We start from the raw sequence: 14,920 nt of genomic DNA on the forward strand, positions 1-14,920 counted from the left end.
TAATAAGAGTGTAACTTACATAAAAGGAGCGATTGTACATGCCATACGTAACAGTGAAAATGCTAGAAGGACGCACAGAGGAACAAAAGAAAGCTCTTGCTGAGAAAGTAACAGCAGCAGTAAGCGAAACAACTGGTGCTCCTGAAGAAAACATCGTTGTTTTCATCGAAGAAATGTCTAAAAACCATTATGCAGTTGGCGGAAAACGCTTAAGCGACAAATAATTTCAAGTTCTTTCATAAGAAGCAGCCATTAGCTGCTTCTTATTTTTTGCCTTCTAACAACTCGATAATTCTCTCTTTATATTTTCCTTTTCTTCCATCTTCATAGATTAAATCATGCGGATAGAATAACTTTTGGTCCGTTCTCTTCTTCCCCGTAATCGCCTCAACAATATCCGATTCACGTGAAAGCTCTCTAAGTTCCCCGTTCGGCATAAGGAGTAAGATTGGCAGACGCTCTTCCTCTTCTCCTGCGCGATAAAAGTCATATGGTAAATCCGATGTTGAATCAACAACTAAATAATACTCTGGATCTAGTCCAATCTTTTTAAATAAGCTGCTTAGCTCCATCCAATTATCTAAACCGTGCTTATCTGTAAACTCTACATATTTAAATAGATTTCGATTCATAAAACGACGGCATAAGTCACTTAAAATTGGATCTTCTTCGTCTTGCCATACTTGGAAGTAATAATACATTACGTTCTCGTCTAGCTTTAAATAATCCTCTACTGTCACTTCTTCTTCAAACAAAGAATAGAAATGAACAGGATGATTTTTAAACGCATAATACTTCTCATGCAATGATTTAGCACGGTGTAAAATCTTCGTTAAAATAACTTCTGCACTGCGCGTTACCGGATGGAAATATACTTGCCAATACATTTGATAACGGCTCATAATATAATGCTCAACAGCATGCATACCACTATTTTTAATAACTACTTGATTCCCATACGGACGCATGACACGCAATATACGTTCCATATCAAAGTTCCCGTACTTTACACCTGTGAAATAAGCATCTCTTAATAAATAATCCATACGATCTGCATCAATTTGACTTGAAATCATACTAATCGCTAATTTATTAGTAGATGTTTTCGCAATTACATCTGCCACTTTTTGCGGGAAGTCCTTATCCACACGACTTAATACACGATTAATTTCCGTATCTCCTACGATAATCTTTTGCGTAAATTTCTCATGATCTAATGAAAATACTTTTTCAAACGAATGAGAAAATGGGCCGTGACCGACATCATGAAGTAATGCCGCACATAAACATAACAATCTATCTTCAGCATTCCAGTTCGGTCTGCCATCAAACACATCATCAATCATACGACGAATAATTTCATATACACCTAACGAATGAGTAAAGCGACTATGCTCTGCACCGTGAAATGTAAAAAATGTTGTTCCAAGCTGCTTAATACGGCGCAAGCGTTGAAATTCTTTCGTTCCGATTAAATCCCAAATAACACGATCACGCACGTGCACATATTTATGTACTGGGTCTTTAAACACTTTTGTTTCGCTGAGTTTGTCGTTTAAATATACCACTTTTCGACATCCCCCTTTCTTTACTGCATTCTTACTATATATTATAAACGAAATAGGAAACAGAAAGAAATGAAAGACTGTATTAATTGCCCTTATATAAAGAAAAAATCACCTTTACCGAAGTAAAAGCGATTTCTTTTTATACATTATTTTCCTAAAACGAACTCAGCAACTTCATCTAAGATCATTTCTTTTCCTAGTGGGAAGTAACCTTTGTTTAGATCTTCATTTTTAATTGTAAATACGTGGTTATTTTTAACAGCATTCATGTTTTTCCAAATTGATTCTTCTTGGAATTCTTTTAGACGCTGAGAACCGTCACCCGTTGTAAATACAAATAAGTAATCTGGGTTGTAATCGATTAAAGCTTCTTTTTGTACTTGTACTAATGGTTTATCAGTTGGTGTACCTTTAACTGCTGGTAATTTTAAATCATTAAAGATTACGCTACCGTAACCGTAGTCACCATATACACGGAATGCATTTGGATATGCAGCCATTTTCATGAATGTTGCATCACCAGTTTTAGCGATAATTTTATCATGTAATTTGCTTGCTTTTTCATCATACTTTTTAAACCATTCTTTTGTTTCTTTCTCTTTACCAAGAATTTGGCCTACTTCTTCAAACTTTGGACGCCATTGATCTAATGGAGTGTTTAACATAACTGTTGGTGCAATTTTAGATAATTGATCGTAAATCTTTTCTTGACGATTATTTACAAGAATTAAGTCTGGTTTTGCAGCAGCTACTGCTTCGATGTTAATTTTATCGCCCCAAGCAGAACCAACTGGTTTAACGTCTTTTAATTTATTTGCAATATGTGCATCAATTTTTTCTTGAGATGTATTAGCTGTAATAATTGGTTTCATACCAAAGATTAATAATTCTTCTGTTGAACCACTAAGGTCAGCAATTTTCTTTGGATTTGCAGGGATTTTAATCTCCCCTTTTGCATGTTTTACAGTGCGCTCTTCAGTCTTCGCATCTGCTTTCTTTTCTTCTTCTTTGTTAGAACAAGCTGCAAATAGTACAGAAGTAACCACTAGTACCATTGCTAATAGTGCCATTTTAAAATTCTTCATGTTCCCACTCCTTCTGGCTGTATTTATCTTATAATTTAGGATGAACTATAAGAAACAAAAATAACAATTAATCAATATATATTTATTAACCGTTGTTAATGACCCATTCTAACGGGCGTTCAACTTCCCATTTATAAGTAAGAAGCTCAACGTCCATTAGAAGTCCCCCTCTTTACGAGGGGGTTCTACTTATGCTTTTTTACGCAATTGATTACTAATCATCGCTAAATCATATGTTAAACAAATCGGTTTACAGTTTACTGGACATGGAACGATTTGCGCTTCAATCTCAAACACGTTACGAAGTGTTTCACTTGTCATAACCTCATCTGGCGTTCCTTGTTTCATTAACTTACCTGCTTTTAATGCAATCATATGATCAGAGAAACGAGAAGCATGATTTAAATCGTGAATAACCATCACAATTGTCCTACCTTCTTCTTGGTTCAATTTCTTCAGTAAGTTTAATACTTCAAGTTGATGTGCCATATCTAAATATGTCGTTGGTTCATCTAATACAAGTAAATCTGTTCCTTGTGCAAGAGCCATCGCAATCCATACCCGTTGACGTTGACCACCTGATAAGGCTTCTGCTGAACGATTTGCGAACTCTGTCATTCCCGTCACTTCAAGTGCCCAATGAATGTAGCGATAGTCTTCTTCTTTCAATGTTCCAAATCCTTTTTGATGAGGAAAACGTCCATATGAAACAAGTTCAAACACAGTAAGGCCTGTTGGCACTTCTGCAGTTTGTGGTAAGATCGCCATTTTCTTTGCGATTTCTTTCGTTGGCTGTTTCTCAATTGCTTTTCCATCAAGATAAACAGTACCTTTTTTCGCCTTCAAAATACGAGAAGCCGTTTTTAATAATGTGGATTTCCCACAACCATTTGGTCCAATAATCGTTGTAATTTTTCCTTCCGGAATTTCAACTGTTAATCCATCAATAATTAATCCTTCATTATAGCCAACAGATACCGAATCAACTGCTAAAGTTGCCATACAAAAAGCCTCCCTTTATTTTGTCCTCATAAGTAAATATATGAAATATGGTGCACCAATTACAGAAATAACAAGACCGACCGGTATTTCTGAAGTTGGCAACACACTTCTTGAAATTACATCTGCAAATAAAAGCAAGAACGTTCCTATTAATGCTGCAGTTGGTAACATGATTTGATGTTTACCACCAACAAGGCGTCTCGCTAAATGAGGAGCCATTAAACCGATAAAACCTATTCCGCCCGCCACCGCAACAGATGCACCAGCTAAACAAACTGCAATAAATAATAATTTACGTCTTTCTTTTTCTACGTTTACACCAAGGCCAACAGCTGTAGAGTCGCCTAAATTCATTACATTTAATATGTGTGCTTTACTAATAGCAAGCGGTAAGAAAATAACCATCCATGGAAGTACACTTAATACGAATTTCCAATCTGTACCCCAGAGACTTCCTGCTAACCAAATCGTAGCAAAACGAAAATCGTTAGATGTCATCTTCATAGAGAAAATTAAACTAACGGCACCAAATCCAGCCGCAACGGCAATACCAACAAGTATTAATCGAGTCGATGAAACGCCGTCTTTCCATGCTAATAAGTAAATAATAACTGCCGCTAATATCGCACCAACTAGGGCGAAAAATGGAAGGATAAATACAGATAAAAATGTACCTGTCCCAACTTTTCCAAAGAAAAAGTAGACGAATATAACAACCGTTAATCCCGCTCCAGCGTTAATACCTATAATACCTGGATCAGCAAGTGGATTTCTTGATAGTCCTTGCAGAATTGCACCTGACATGGCTAACGCAGATCCTACTAATATAGCGATAACCATACGCGGCATACGAAATTCAAATAAAATAACTGACTGATCTTCAGCCCCGAGTCCAACCAATGACTTTAATACATCCATTGGTGGTATTTTAAAAGTTCCTGTATTTAAACTAATAAGAAATATAGAAATGATTAATCCTACTAAAATTGTTAAAACAGAAACGTTCTTTTTTGTTAAAATGCTCGTCCTCACATTTTTCCTCTCCCTTCGTTACGTGCTAAGTAGAGGAAGAATGGAACCCCAATTAGCGCTGTAATTGCTCCAATTGGCGTTTCAAATGGTGGATTAATAACGCGAGATAACATATCTGCACACTCAATTAACAATCCACCTAAGACTGCAGAACATGGAATAACCCATCTATAGTCTGAGCCTACTAGGAAACGAGTCATATGTGGAATTACAAGACCAACAAACCCAACTGACCCTGCCATAGAAACTGCAGAACCTGTTAACACAAGAACAAGTACTGTTCCGATAAATTTAATTAATGTCGTATTTTGACCAAGTCCAATCGCAATTTCTTCACCGAAGCTCAAGATTGTAATATACCTCGACATCATAATTGCAATAAAGAGACAAACTAGACCAATTGGCACTAACATATTAATACTTTGCCATTTCACTCCAGCAACTCCGCCTGCATTCCACATACTCACCTCTTGGGCAAGATTGAAATACAGCGCAATTCCAGATGAAATTGCCCCTAATAAAGCACTAATTGCTGCACCTGCTAAAGCTAATTTCACAGGTGTTAATCCACCTGGTGAAGAAGACCCAATTCCATATACAATACTTGCGCCAAACGCAGCTCCAATAAAAGATGCGATAACAAACATTAAATAAGGTGAATTAGGGAAGAATGCATACATAATTGCAATCCCGAATACAGCGCCATCTGTAATCCCCATTAACGATGGTGATGCAAGTGGATTTCGCGTCATACCTTGCATAATTGCTCCTGATACTGCTAAAAAGGCACCTGCAACTACGCCCCCTATTGCTCTAGGCATGCGAAGTTCTTGAATTACGTTATGATGCGTAATAGATCCGTCAAACTGAAACACAGCTTGCCATACAGTCTTTAAACTAATATCTGCCGCGCCAAACGAAATAGAAACTGCCATGCTTAAAGCTAACAAAATTGTACCCGCTACTAAAATAATAGAAGCGATGAGCGGCCTGCTCTTAATCTCTTTAACACTCTCATCTTGTTGTTCTACACTCCTTGCGCTCGCTTCCATCCCTCAACCATCCTAACCAACAACATATATTTAATAAAATGAAATTTATTCTCAAATAGTAATAAAAAAATAGGTGAATTGGCTTATTCTTGATAATGATTATCAGAATCAGACACTTTCTATTCTACCCACCGCTTCAAAAGGCTGTCAACCATTATTTCGAAATACAAATTCATATAAATTGACAATGTAATGAACAGTTGATGTCCATCTGTCACTGACTATCAGTAATAACCAATTAAGCTTCCATAGAATAACTCATTCTTCTTATGGGTATAAAAAAAGAAGAGTAGTCTGTTCACTCTTCTTTTTCTTACTTATTTAACTTTGCTTCAATTTTTACAATTAATTCATCTTCTGTTGGAGCTGCAACTGGACGATTATTTACAAATGCGAATGATTTTTTACGACCAGGACCACAGTAAGACTGGCATGCAACTTCAATCGTTGCACATGAATCTACTTTTTTTAACTTCGGAATTAACGTTTTAACGTTCGTTGCCTGACAATCATCGCACACACGAAATTCGTTTCCCATTATATAACACTTCCTCTATTTTAAACTTTTCTCAAGTACATTTAAAAATAAACACTAAATGGTATTTTACCGCTCTTTTAAGCTCGTTGCAAGTTTCCTTGCGACGCTCTTTCCTTCATATAAAGCTACATATTTTTATGCTCTCCTACAGAAGCTTCCATCATTCTTGGCAAAATTTATCCCGCTGTTTGCGTGCAGTAAGACTTCCGCCTTAAAATTCGGCGAATGAGAGAGAGTTAGGTAGAAAATCCACTGCCCGTAAAAACCCCTAATAATCAGCGGGAGACGGAAAAAACTTTCACTGATTAAAGTTTCACTTTATTCCTTTCATCGAAATCTACCATATTTTTAAAAGCTTTGTATAAAAGCACATTTTTTTGCCCATTATAAAAATAGGAAGTTCATAAAAAGAAAGGGAGTTGAATCTATGAAAGTAAGACAAGATGCTTGGACAGACGAGGATGATTTATTACTTGCTGAAACGGTACTTCGCCATGTTAGAGAAGGAAGTACGCAATTAAATGCATTTGAGGAGGTAGGAGATCAGTTAAATCGCACATCCGCTGCTTGTGGTTTCCGCTGGAATGCCGTTGTTCGCTATAGTTATGAGCAGGCTCTTCAACTAGCAAAAAAACATCGTAAAGATAAAATGCGTGCTGCGAGCGGTGAACAAGCGAAAAAACGTTTACTTTATACACCACCAGCTTCAGGAGCGATAACTGATTATGAAGAACTAGTACAAGAGGAAACAACTGTACAATATAAAGAAGCTAGTCTATATCAAGAGCCTACTATCCCTGCTGTAAAAAGCTCTATCACAATGCAAGATGTTATTTACTTTTTACAAACTGTTGGATCTTCAAATATAAAAGTAACCGGTCTTGAAAACGAGAATACGAGATTGAAACAAGAAATTAAATCACAAATCTTGCGAAATGAAGAACTAGAAAAGAAACTAGAAAAATTAGAACAACAATCTCATACTGTACAAGAGGATTACGAAACACTTATGAATATTATGAACCGCGCTCGTAAATTAGCAGTAATGGATGATGAGGAACGTTCGCAAACTTCTTTCCGAATGGATCGAAACGGTAATTTAGAAAAAATTGCAGAATAAAAAGGATGCATGCAATGCATCCTTTTTATTATTTCACTTCAAGCACACACGCTTCTTTTACTTTAAAATCTCTCTTTATATATGGGAAAACTCCTTTCATCATTTTTTGCTATAATAGAGATTGTCATTTTAAAGATAAGGGGTTAGTTATATGAGCAATTCCCGTTCAATTTTATCTCAGCCAGAGTGGCGTATTGTAGATCAGTCTAGTTTAGGACCGACATTCCATGCCTTGCAATCATTCGCAATGGATGACACATTATGCACAAGTATTGGGAATGGCGCATCCGCTGCAACAATGCGTTCTTGGGTTCATCACAATACAATCGTTCTCGGCATTCAAGATTCACGCCTACCACACTTAGAAGAAGGTATTTCCTTTTTAAAAGAAAACAACTTCAATGTTATCGTTCGTAATTCCGGTGGACTTGCGGTCGTACTTGATGAAGGTGTGTTAAACGTATCACTTTTATTCCAAGAAACAGAAAAAGGTATCGATATTGATCTGGGATACGATACAATGTGGCATTTAATTAAGGAAATGTTAAAAGATTACGACGTTACAATCGAGGCAAAAGAAATTGTTGGTTCTTATTGTCCTGGTAGCTATGATTTAAGTATTCGCGACCAAAAATTCGCAGGTATTTCTCAGCGCCGTATTCGCGGTGGGGTTGCTGTACAAATTTACTTATGTGCTACAGGAAGCGGATCGGAACGCGCTGCGCTTGTTCGCGACTTTTACAATGTAGCAATTCAAGGAGAAGAAACACGCTTCACGTATCCCGAAATTGTACCGAGTACAATGGCCTCACTCTCAGAATTACTTGGTGAAACAATTACAGTACAAGATTTAATGATGCGTCTTTTAAAAACATTACAGCAATTCGCTCCAAAGTTAACACCATCTCAATTAACAGTAGATGAAGTTCCTTTATATGAGACGAATTTACAGCGTATTATTGATCGTAATAATAAAGCACTTGGCTTAGAAAAATAAAAATGACCACCCTAAGGGTGGTCATTTTTCATAGCAATTCATTATAGAATTAAAGTGCTTGAGCTGCTGTAATTAAAGCTAACTTGTATACTTCTTCTTCGTTACATCCACGAGATAGATCATTTACAGGCATGTTTAAACCTTGTAAGATCGGTCCTACTGCTTCGAAGTTACCTAAGCGTTGAGCGATTTTGTAGCCAATATTACCAGCTTCTAAGCTTGGGAATACGAATACGTTAGCATCACCTTTAATTGTAGAACCTGGAGCTTTTTTCTCAGCTACAGATGGTACGAATGCAGCATCGAATTGGAATTCTCCATCTAAAGTTAATTCTGGAGCCATTTCTTTTGCAATGCGAGTTGCTTCTACAACTTTTTCTGTTTCTGGAGATTTCGCAGAACCTTTTGTAGAGAAGCTTAACATAGCAACGCGTGGGTCAATGCCAAATAGTTCAGCAGTTTTCGCACTTTCAATACCAATTTCAGCTAAATCTTGACTGTTTGGTGCAATGTTAATTGCGCAATCAGCGAATACATATTTCTCTTCTTCGCGTACCATGATGAATACGCCAGAAGTTTTTGTAACGCCTGGTTTTGTTTTAATAATTTGAAGTGCTGGACGAACTGTATCAGCTGTAGAGTGAGCTGCACCACTTACTAAACCATGTGCTTTGCCCATGTATACAAGCATTGTACCGAAGTAGTTTTCGTCTTTAAGGATTTTACGAGCGTCTTCTTCAGTTGCTTTACCTTTACGGCGTTCAACGAAAGATGCTACCATTGCATCCATTTCTTCGTATGTAGCTGGGTCATAAATATCAACGCCTGCTAATGTTAAATTCATGCTAGCAGCTTTTGCGCTAATTTCTTCTTTATTACCAACTAAAATTGGTTTTACTAACTCTTCTTTTGCTAAACGCTCTGCAGCGCCTAAAATTCTTTCATCAGTTCCTTCAGGAAGTACGATAGAAATGCCTTTTCCTTGAACTTTTTCTTTTACTGTTGTAAATAAGTTGCTCACGAATAAACCCTCCTACATATGTTAAAAAACTCTATCTTTAAGAATACTGCTTTTCCTCTATATTTTAAACTTATAGCTCCCAAAAAATAGATAAAATGAAAATGATTATATTTTCATAAAATTCAGCCGAAAAATACGTCCTACTTAAGCCTTATTTTCTCCCGATTTCTAATAAATATAAATATGACAATTTTATGTGCCGGAACTTTATATAGATGATTTTAAAACTATATATGCTATAGTTAACGTGTAAAACTATCATTAACTGAGGTGAATAGAATGAGTGAAGCAACAACAACGTTAGATGGCTGGTATTGTCTACATGATTTACGTTCTATTGATTGGGCTGCATGGAAAACATTATCTAGCGACGAACGCGGACAAGCTGTGTCTGAATTTTTAAATGTCGTTGAAAAATGGAACGAAGTAGCTACTGCAAAAAAAGGTAGTCACGCAATGTATACAGTTGTTGGTCAAAAAGCTGATATTATGCTTATGATTTTACGTCCAACAATGGAAGAATTAAATGAAATTGAAACAGAATTAAATAAAACAACATTAGCTGAATATATGGTTCCTGCATATTCTTACGTATCTGTTGTTGAACTAAGCAACTATCTTCCAGCTGATGAAGATCCATACCAAAACCCACAAATTTTAGCTCGCTTATATCCTGAATTACCAAAAGCAAATCATATTTGCTTCTATCCAATGGACAAGCGTCGCCAAGGTGATGACAACTGGTACATGCTTCCTATGGAAGAACGTAAAAAAATGATGTACAGTCATAGTAAAATTGGTCGACAGTACGCAGGTAAAGTACGCCAAGTTATTTCAGGATCAGTCGGATTCGACGATTTCGAGTGGGGCGTAACATTATTCGCTGATGATGTTCTTCAATTTAAGAAACTTATATATGAAATGCGCTTCGATGAAGTAAGTGCTCGTTATGGTGAATTCGGAACATTTTTCGTTGGAAACATTTTACCGAACGAAAAAGTAGAAAAATTTTTACACATATAAATAGTGAAAAAGGAACGAATTTCGTTCCTTTTTTTATTATCCTCTATATTTCTCCTCAAAAAACTTCTTTTCTCCGCAAATTTGAACAAAAATCGACAAATTCTTTTCAAATTTCTTGTAAAATTGTAACCTTTTTATATATAAAATTATGCTAAAATGATACGAGCTATATGCTAAATACCGATGCGAAGGTGATAATCTATATGAAGAAAATCTTGTCTATTTTACTATTGCTTTTATTGTCAATTTATTCCTTAGTAGTAACAACATCCCATGCGGAAGAAAAAATACATATTGAGGCAGCCGCTGCACTTCTATTTGATGCAGATACAGGAAAAATACTGCATGAGCAAAATCCAGATGAATTACTAGCTATCGCTAGTATGTCAAAATTAATTGTTGTTTATGCTGTTTTAGAGGCAATTAAAGAAGGGAAAATTACTTGGGATACAAAAGTAAATATTTCTGATTATGCTTATGAAGTCTCTCGTAATAACGAATTCTCTAACGTACCGTTTGAAAAAGGACGTCAATATACTGTAAAAGAATTATATCATTCTATCGTTATCTTCTCTGCGAATGGATCTAGTATTGCTTTAGCAGAACTTCTTGCAGGAAGCGAAAAAAACTTCTTAAATCTTGCAAATGACCATGCAAAAAAACTAGGGTTAAAGAAATATAAATTTGTAAACGCTACTGGGTTAAATAACGCTGATTTAAAAGGGAAACATCCTGAAGGAACTGATCCGAATGGAGAAAACTCCATGTCAGCTCGCGATATGGGTATTCTTTCAAAAACAATTATTACAAAGTATCCAGAAATGCTAGAGGATACAAAACAAAGATTTAGAAACTTCCCGGATAATCATCCGAAGCCAATTCGTATGGAAAACTGGAACTGGATGTTACCAGGTGCTGCTTTCGCTTATGAAGGGTCAGATGGTTTGAAAACAGGAAGTTCTGATACGGCTGGATATGGATTCACTATTACAGCAAAACGTGGTGATTTACGTCTTATTTCCGTTATTATTAAGACAAAATCAATGGACGAACGTTTCACAGAATCTCGTGCATTAATTGAATATGGATTTAATAGCTTCAAAAAACAAAAGCTGAAAATTGATAAAAATAATACAATCTCTGTAGTAAAAGGGAAAGCAGATCAAGTAACTGTTGCACCTGAAAAAGAAATAACAGTAATTGCGAAAAAGGGTGACAAGTCACCTTACAAAATTTCTACTGAAGCAGATAAGTCACTCGCTGAAGATGGACATTTAATTGCTCCTATTAAGAAAGATACAAAGGTGGGTTCCATCGTTTTAGAATCAACTGATAAATATGGTTTCTTAGATGGAAATAAGAGCATGAAGGTTGCTGCAAAAACGACAGAAGAAGTAGAAAAAGCAAATTGGTTCGTATTAACAATGCGTTCCGTTGGTGATTTCTTCTCAAACTTATGGTCCAAAATATTTTAATGATAAAAAGCTAGCACACGCTAGCTTTTTTATTTTCCTCTCTCAATGTAAAACTTCGTTTGGTTGTCATATCTGAGTCCTTTTCCTCATACGTATGAACTAGTAATTGTTCCACACTTCATCTAGAGATAAAGTGAAACTTTAATCAGTGGGGGTTTTGTTCATCCCCCACTGATTATTAGCCTTCACCAATCGGGCGTTTAGGGGCAGTTTGATCTCCCACCCACCTTCTTTGCTCCAGCCAAATTTCAAGGTGGGAGTCTTACTGCCCATTAATGCGGGATAAACCTCTTTCCAAAAGGTATTCCACAAAGAGAGGTGACACATAATGGGTGTTATTGCTTATAACGAAGAAGATGTAAAGTTATTAGCTAGACTGATGCGTGCTGAAGCCGAAGGAGAAGGGCAACAAGGAATGCTAATGGTCGGAAACGTTGGGGTAAATCGTGTCCGTGGAAATTGTTTAGATTTTAAAAGGATACGTAATTTACGTCAAATGGTTTATCAAAATCCTGGTGGTTTTGAGGCAACTCAAAAAGGATATTTTTATCAGCGAGCGAGGGAGCAAGATATCGCATTAGCAAGACGGACCATTCAAGGACAACGTTTTTGGCCCGCTAACTTTGCCTTATGGTTTTTTAGGCCTGAAGGTCCTTGTCCGCCAACTTGGTATGACCAACAAAATTCTGGTCGCTTTAAAAAGCACTGCTTCTTCCAGCCATCTGCCGGAGACTGTCCAAGCGTATATTAGGGAATGAAAATGAGGAGGGATTTTTGAATGGCACAGCAACAAAACCCGTACTATGGAACAGGTTTTTATCAACCATCAGGCACTTACGTACAACCGCAACAAATGACCGCGCAGCAACAGCAACAACAGCAAGCAATGCAACAACAAGCTGCTCAGGCTCAACTTGCAGTTTCTCAAGGGATGTTACCGCTCGAGCAATCATACATTGAAAACATTCTTCGCTTAAATAAAGGAAAGCAAGCTACAGTTGTAATGACTTATGAGCGTGGTAGCTCGCTCGGTACACAATCTTATACAGGGATTATCGAAGCGGCCGGACGTGATCATATCGTTATTAGTGAACCACAATCAGGGAAACGTTTTTTACTATTAATGATCTACTTAGATTATGTAGAATTCCCAGAAGAGATTACGTATTTACCTAGTCAACAAGCAACTTATGCTCCGAGACCATAAAAAAAAGCTGGCAAATGCCAGCTTTTGTTTTTTTATAACCCTTTTACTACTGCAGTTCCTACTAAAATCCACGCCACAATAAACGCTACACCACCAAGAGGTGTAATTGGACCAAAGAACTTAATACCTGTCGTACTTAGTGCGTAAAGACTACCTGAGAACATAATAATCCCAGCTACCATAAGCCAACCAGCAGTAGTTAAAAGTGATGATTGAATCTTATCCATCAATAGAGCAACTACGAATAGTCCACCTGCATGAAACATTTGATATGTAACGCCTGTTTTCCAAACTTCTAACATTTTCGCAGAAATTTTATTTTCTAAACCATGTGCCCCAAAGGCTCCTAACGCAACAGATAGCCCCGCTGCAATACAACCTAGTAAAAAGAAAATTTTCATCTTAATTCCCCTTTTTTACTTTTATCATAAGCAATTTTTTCATATAAGCCAAACGATTTAATCCTTAAAAATCAAATAAAGAATTACCATTTGCCCCTTCTTCTTTTATATACACAGGTTCTCCAGAAACCGGTATAACTGGTTGAACTGGTTGAACTGTTGTTATAGGCTGCGATCTAATTACTTGCGATTGAATTTGCGGCTCTCTATACGTAGAAGATTCAACCTGTTCATCTAATAGTAAATCGCATAAAGCACGCACAACTAATAAATGATCTTTTGATTTTTGTCCTTCACTACTTTTTGCCTTTGCAATTTCATTCGCCATTTTATTTAAAATCTTATCGCTCGATATTTGCATTCCTTATCACCTCGTACTTTGTAGTTCTTTCTCAAATTGCCCCAGCTTCTCTACTGAACCAAATACTATTATCATATCATGTTCTTGCAATTTTTCCTGCCCCGTCGGATTATGTATAATATCCCCACTTCTCAAAATCGCTAAAATTGTTACATCAAATTGATTTCTCACATCACTCTCTAGTAACGATTTATTGACTAAGATAGAATCGTTTCCGACTGAAATTTCTTCAATTACAAATGATTGCTCTATTCCATACAGTACTGTATCAATATAATGAACTGTTAGCGGATTCGCAATACCTTTTGCAATATGAATTCCTGCCATACTAGATGGATTAATAACCTTATTTGCACCAGCACGCCTTAATTTTTCTTCGGTTTCTTGCTTTTCCGCTCTTGCTACAATTTTAATTGCATCGTTTAATCCTCTTGCCGTTAATGTAATAAATACATTTTCAGCATCATTTGCAACAATAGCAACTAAACCAGCCGCTTTTGAAATTCCAGCATGATGTAAAACTTGATCCTCCGTCGCATCTCCATGTATATACAAAAGCTTTTCCTTCTCTAATATGCTTTCATCTTTATCGACAACAACAAATGGAATTTTCTTTTCTTGCAATTCATGTACAACTTGAAGCCCCACTCTACCGCAACCACATACTATAATGTGATTTTGTAACTGTGCTATTTGTTTATCCATCTTCTTCCTCCGCACTGCATGAAATAAATTCCCTTCAATAATTATAGCTGCCACTACTCCAATTGCATATGTAACAATACCAACACCAACAGGAATAATAAGGAGCGCAAATACTTTCCCTGCTTGCGTTACAGGAACGGCATCTCCGTATCCAACAGTCAATACAGTAATCATCGTCATCCAAAATGCTTGAAACAAACTAATCTCTTCAATTGTCATAAATCCTAGTGTTCCTAAAATTACAACAAAGGTCATACATACAACAGCTATCCATAATTGCTTACGTGCATTCATATCGTGTTTCAACTCTTTTCTCTATCTACAATCTTTGCC

The 14,920-nt window shown here is 36.6% G+C and carries 17 protein-coding genes; 7 read left to right on the forward strand and 10 right to left on the reverse strand.

From position 1 onward, the window contains the following. Window positions 1–38 precede the first annotated feature (38 nt). Complete coding sequence (locus tag BTOYO_RS12955; RefSeq protein ID WP_001147171.1) at window positions 39–224, forward strand: 2-hydroxymuconate tautomerase; 186 nt, start codon at window positions 39–41, stop codon at window positions 222–224. Window positions 225–263: 39 nt separating this feature from the next. Here BTOYO_RS12955 and BTOYO_RS12960 read toward each other — a convergent pair whose 3' ends face one another. The 6 genes from BTOYO_RS12960 to BTOYO_RS12985 all read right to left on the reverse strand — a co-directional run bounded on the left by BTOYO_RS12960 (window position 264) and on the right by BTOYO_RS12985 (window position 6,277). Beyond that, window positions 264–1,568 carry an HD domain-containing protein gene (locus BTOYO_RS12960; protein ID WP_000262735.1) on the reverse strand — a complete coding sequence of 435 codons (1,305 nt, stop codon included), beginning with the start codon at window positions 1,566–1,568 and terminating at the stop codon, window positions 264–266. A gap of 146 nt (window positions 1,569–1,714) precedes the next feature. Continuing rightward, window positions 1,715–2,653 carry an ABC transporter substrate-binding protein gene (locus tag BTOYO_RS12965; RefSeq protein ID WP_000787722.1) on the reverse strand — a complete coding sequence of 313 codons (939 nt, stop codon included), beginning with the start codon at window positions 2,651–2,653 and terminating at the stop codon, window positions 1,715–1,717. Between the two features lie 189 nt (window positions 2,654–2,842). Further along, on the reverse strand, window positions 2,843–3,655 hold the full coding sequence (locus BTOYO_RS12970) for an ABC transporter ATP-binding protein (protein ID WP_000212075.1): 813 nt from the start codon (window positions 3,653–3,655) through the stop codon (window positions 2,843–2,845). 15 nt (window positions 3,656–3,670) lie between these two features. After that, window positions 3,671–4,687, reverse strand: a complete 1,017-nt coding sequence (locus BTOYO_RS12975; protein WP_001260585.1) for a FecCD family ABC transporter permease — start codon at window positions 4,685–4,687, stop codon at window positions 3,671–3,673. Continuing rightward, complete coding sequence (locus BTOYO_RS12980) at window positions 4,684–5,739, reverse strand: FecCD family ABC transporter permease (RefSeq protein ID WP_000388290.1); 1,056 nt, start codon at window positions 5,737–5,739, stop codon at window positions 4,684–4,686. Before BTOYO_RS12980 ends, BTOYO_RS12975 begins: the two co-directional genes overlap by 4 nt. Before the next feature lie 313 nt (window positions 5,740–6,052). Continuing rightward, the gene (locus tag BTOYO_RS12985) at window positions 6,053–6,277 is read right to left on the reverse strand and encodes a YuzB family protein (RefSeq protein ID WP_000526075.1); all 225 of its coding nucleotides are present in this window, start codon (window positions 6,275–6,277) and stop codon (window positions 6,053–6,055) included. A gap of 427 nt (window positions 6,278–6,704) precedes the next feature. Between BTOYO_RS12985 and BTOYO_RS12990 the strand changes: the two genes are divergently transcribed. Next, complete coding sequence (locus tag BTOYO_RS12990; RefSeq protein WP_000868366.1) at window positions 6,705–7,397, forward strand: RsfA family transcriptional regulator; 693 nt, start codon at window positions 6,705–6,707, stop codon at window positions 7,395–7,397. Window positions 7,398–7,548: 151 nt separating this feature from the next. Beyond that, entirely contained in the window at window positions 7,549–8,394 is an 846-nt protein-coding gene (lipL, locus tag BTOYO_RS12995) for an octanoyl-[GcvH]:protein N-octanoyltransferase (protein ID WP_000071939.1), read from the forward strand. A gap of 49 nt (window positions 8,395–8,443) precedes the next feature. On the opposite strand, the gene pta is transcribed toward lipL, so the two are convergent. Then, complete coding sequence (pta, locus tag BTOYO_RS13000) at window positions 8,444–9,415, reverse strand: phosphate acetyltransferase (RefSeq protein ID WP_000067215.1); 972 nt, start codon at window positions 9,413–9,415, stop codon at window positions 8,444–8,446. A 279-nt stretch (window positions 9,416–9,694) separates the two neighbouring features. Here pta and hemQ point away from each other — a divergent pair, with 279 nt between their 5' ends. From hemQ to gerQ, 4 genes are all read left to right on the forward strand, one after another. Next, window positions 9,695–10,438: a hydrogen peroxide-dependent heme synthase gene (gene hemQ, locus BTOYO_RS13005; protein ID WP_001287596.1), complete on the forward strand. Its 744-nt coding sequence runs from the start codon at window positions 9,695–9,697 to the stop codon at window positions 10,436–10,438. Window positions 10,439–10,641: 203 nt separating this feature from the next. Continuing rightward, window positions 10,642–11,913 (forward strand): serine hydrolase, encoded by a 1,272-nt coding sequence (locus BTOYO_RS13010; RefSeq protein WP_000722862.1) that lies wholly within the window; start codon window positions 10,642–10,644, stop codon window positions 11,911–11,913. 328 nt (window positions 11,914–12,241) lie between these two features. Next, complete coding sequence (gene cwlJ, locus BTOYO_RS13015; RefSeq protein WP_000538166.1) at window positions 12,242–12,664, forward strand: cell wall hydrolase CwlJ; 423 nt, start codon at window positions 12,242–12,244, stop codon at window positions 12,662–12,664. Between the two features lie 27 nt (window positions 12,665–12,691). After that, a complete protein-coding gene (gene gerQ, locus BTOYO_RS13020; RefSeq protein WP_000068641.1) occupies window positions 12,692–13,120 on the forward strand; it encodes a spore coat protein GerQ in 429 nt (142 codons plus the stop codon). Window positions 13,121–13,152: 32 nt separating this feature from the next. Here gerQ and BTOYO_RS13025 read toward each other — a convergent pair whose 3' ends face one another. The 3 genes from BTOYO_RS13025 to BTOYO_RS13035 form a co-directional block, all read right to left on the reverse strand. Further along, window positions 13,153–13,521, reverse strand: coding sequence for a DUF423 domain-containing protein (locus BTOYO_RS13025; protein ID WP_000688311.1), 369 nt, complete (start codon window positions 13,519–13,521; stop codon window positions 13,153–13,155). 64 nt (window positions 13,522–13,585) lie between these two features. Continuing rightward, a complete protein-coding gene (locus BTOYO_RS13030; RefSeq protein WP_001167342.1) occupies window positions 13,586–13,882 on the reverse strand; it encodes a YwdI family protein in 297 nt (98 codons plus the stop codon). Window positions 13,883–13,888: 6 nt separating this feature from the next. Further along, window positions 13,889–14,881 carry a potassium channel family protein gene (locus BTOYO_RS13035; protein WP_000994012.1) on the reverse strand — a complete coding sequence of 331 codons (993 nt, stop codon included), beginning with the start codon at window positions 14,879–14,881 and terminating at the stop codon, window positions 13,889–13,891. Window positions 14,882–14,920: the final 39 nt, after the last annotated feature.

Source organism: Bacillus toyonensis BCT-7112, assembly GCF_000496285.1.
Taxonomy (GTDB): Bacteria; Bacillota; Bacilli; order Bacillales; family Bacillaceae_G; genus Bacillus_A; species Bacillus_A toyonensis.

Excerpts from the sequence above, each read along its gene's own strand:
- hemQ (WP_001287596.1), top strand. The coding sequence starts at position 9,695 with ATGAGTGAAGCAACAACAACGTTAGATGGCTGGTATTGTCTACATGAT.
- gerQ (WP_000068641.1), top strand. The coding sequence starts at position 12,692 with ATGGCACAGCAACAAAACCCGTACTATGGAACAGGTTTTTATCAACCA.
- BTOYO_RS13025 (WP_000688311.1), bottom strand. The coding sequence starts at position 13,521 with ATGAAAATTTTCTTTTTACTAGGTTGTATTGCAGCGGGGCTATCTGTT.
- BTOYO_RS12990 (WP_000868366.1), top strand. The coding sequence starts at position 6,705 with ATGAAAGTAAGACAAGATGCTTGGACAGACGAGGATGATTTATTACTT.
- BTOYO_RS13030 (WP_001167342.1), bottom strand. The coding sequence starts at position 13,882 with ATGCAAATATCGAGCGATAAGATTTTAAATAAAATGGCGAATGAAATT.
- BTOYO_RS13010 (WP_000722862.1), top strand. The coding sequence starts at position 10,642 with ATGAAGAAAATCTTGTCTATTTTACTATTGCTTTTATTGTCAATTTAT.
- BTOYO_RS12985 (WP_000526075.1), bottom strand. The coding sequence starts at position 6,277 with ATGGGAAACGAATTTCGTGTGTGCGATGATTGTCAGGCAACGAACGTT.
- BTOYO_RS13035 (WP_000994012.1), bottom strand. The coding sequence starts at position 14,881 with ATGAATGCACGTAAGCAATTATGGATAGCTGTTGTATGTATGACCTTT.
- BTOYO_RS12970 (WP_000212075.1), bottom strand. The coding sequence starts at position 3,655 with ATGGCAACTTTAGCAGTTGATTCGGTATCTGTTGGCTATAATGAAGGA.
- cwlJ (WP_000538166.1), top strand. The coding sequence starts at position 12,242 with ATGGGTGTTATTGCTTATAACGAAGAAGATGTAAAGTTATTAGCTAGA.
- lipL (WP_000071939.1), top strand. The coding sequence starts at position 7,549 with ATGAGCAATTCCCGTTCAATTTTATCTCAGCCAGAGTGGCGTATTGTA.
- BTOYO_RS12980 (WP_000388290.1), bottom strand. The coding sequence starts at position 5,739 with ATGGAAGCGAGCGCAAGGAGTGTAGAACAACAAGATGAGAGTGTTAAA.
- BTOYO_RS12955 (WP_001147171.1), top strand. The coding sequence starts at position 39 with ATGCCATACGTAACAGTGAAAATGCTAGAAGGACGCACAGAGGAACAA.
- BTOYO_RS12965 (WP_000787722.1), bottom strand. The coding sequence starts at position 2,653 with ATGAAGAATTTTAAAATGGCACTATTAGCAATGGTACTAGTGGTTACT.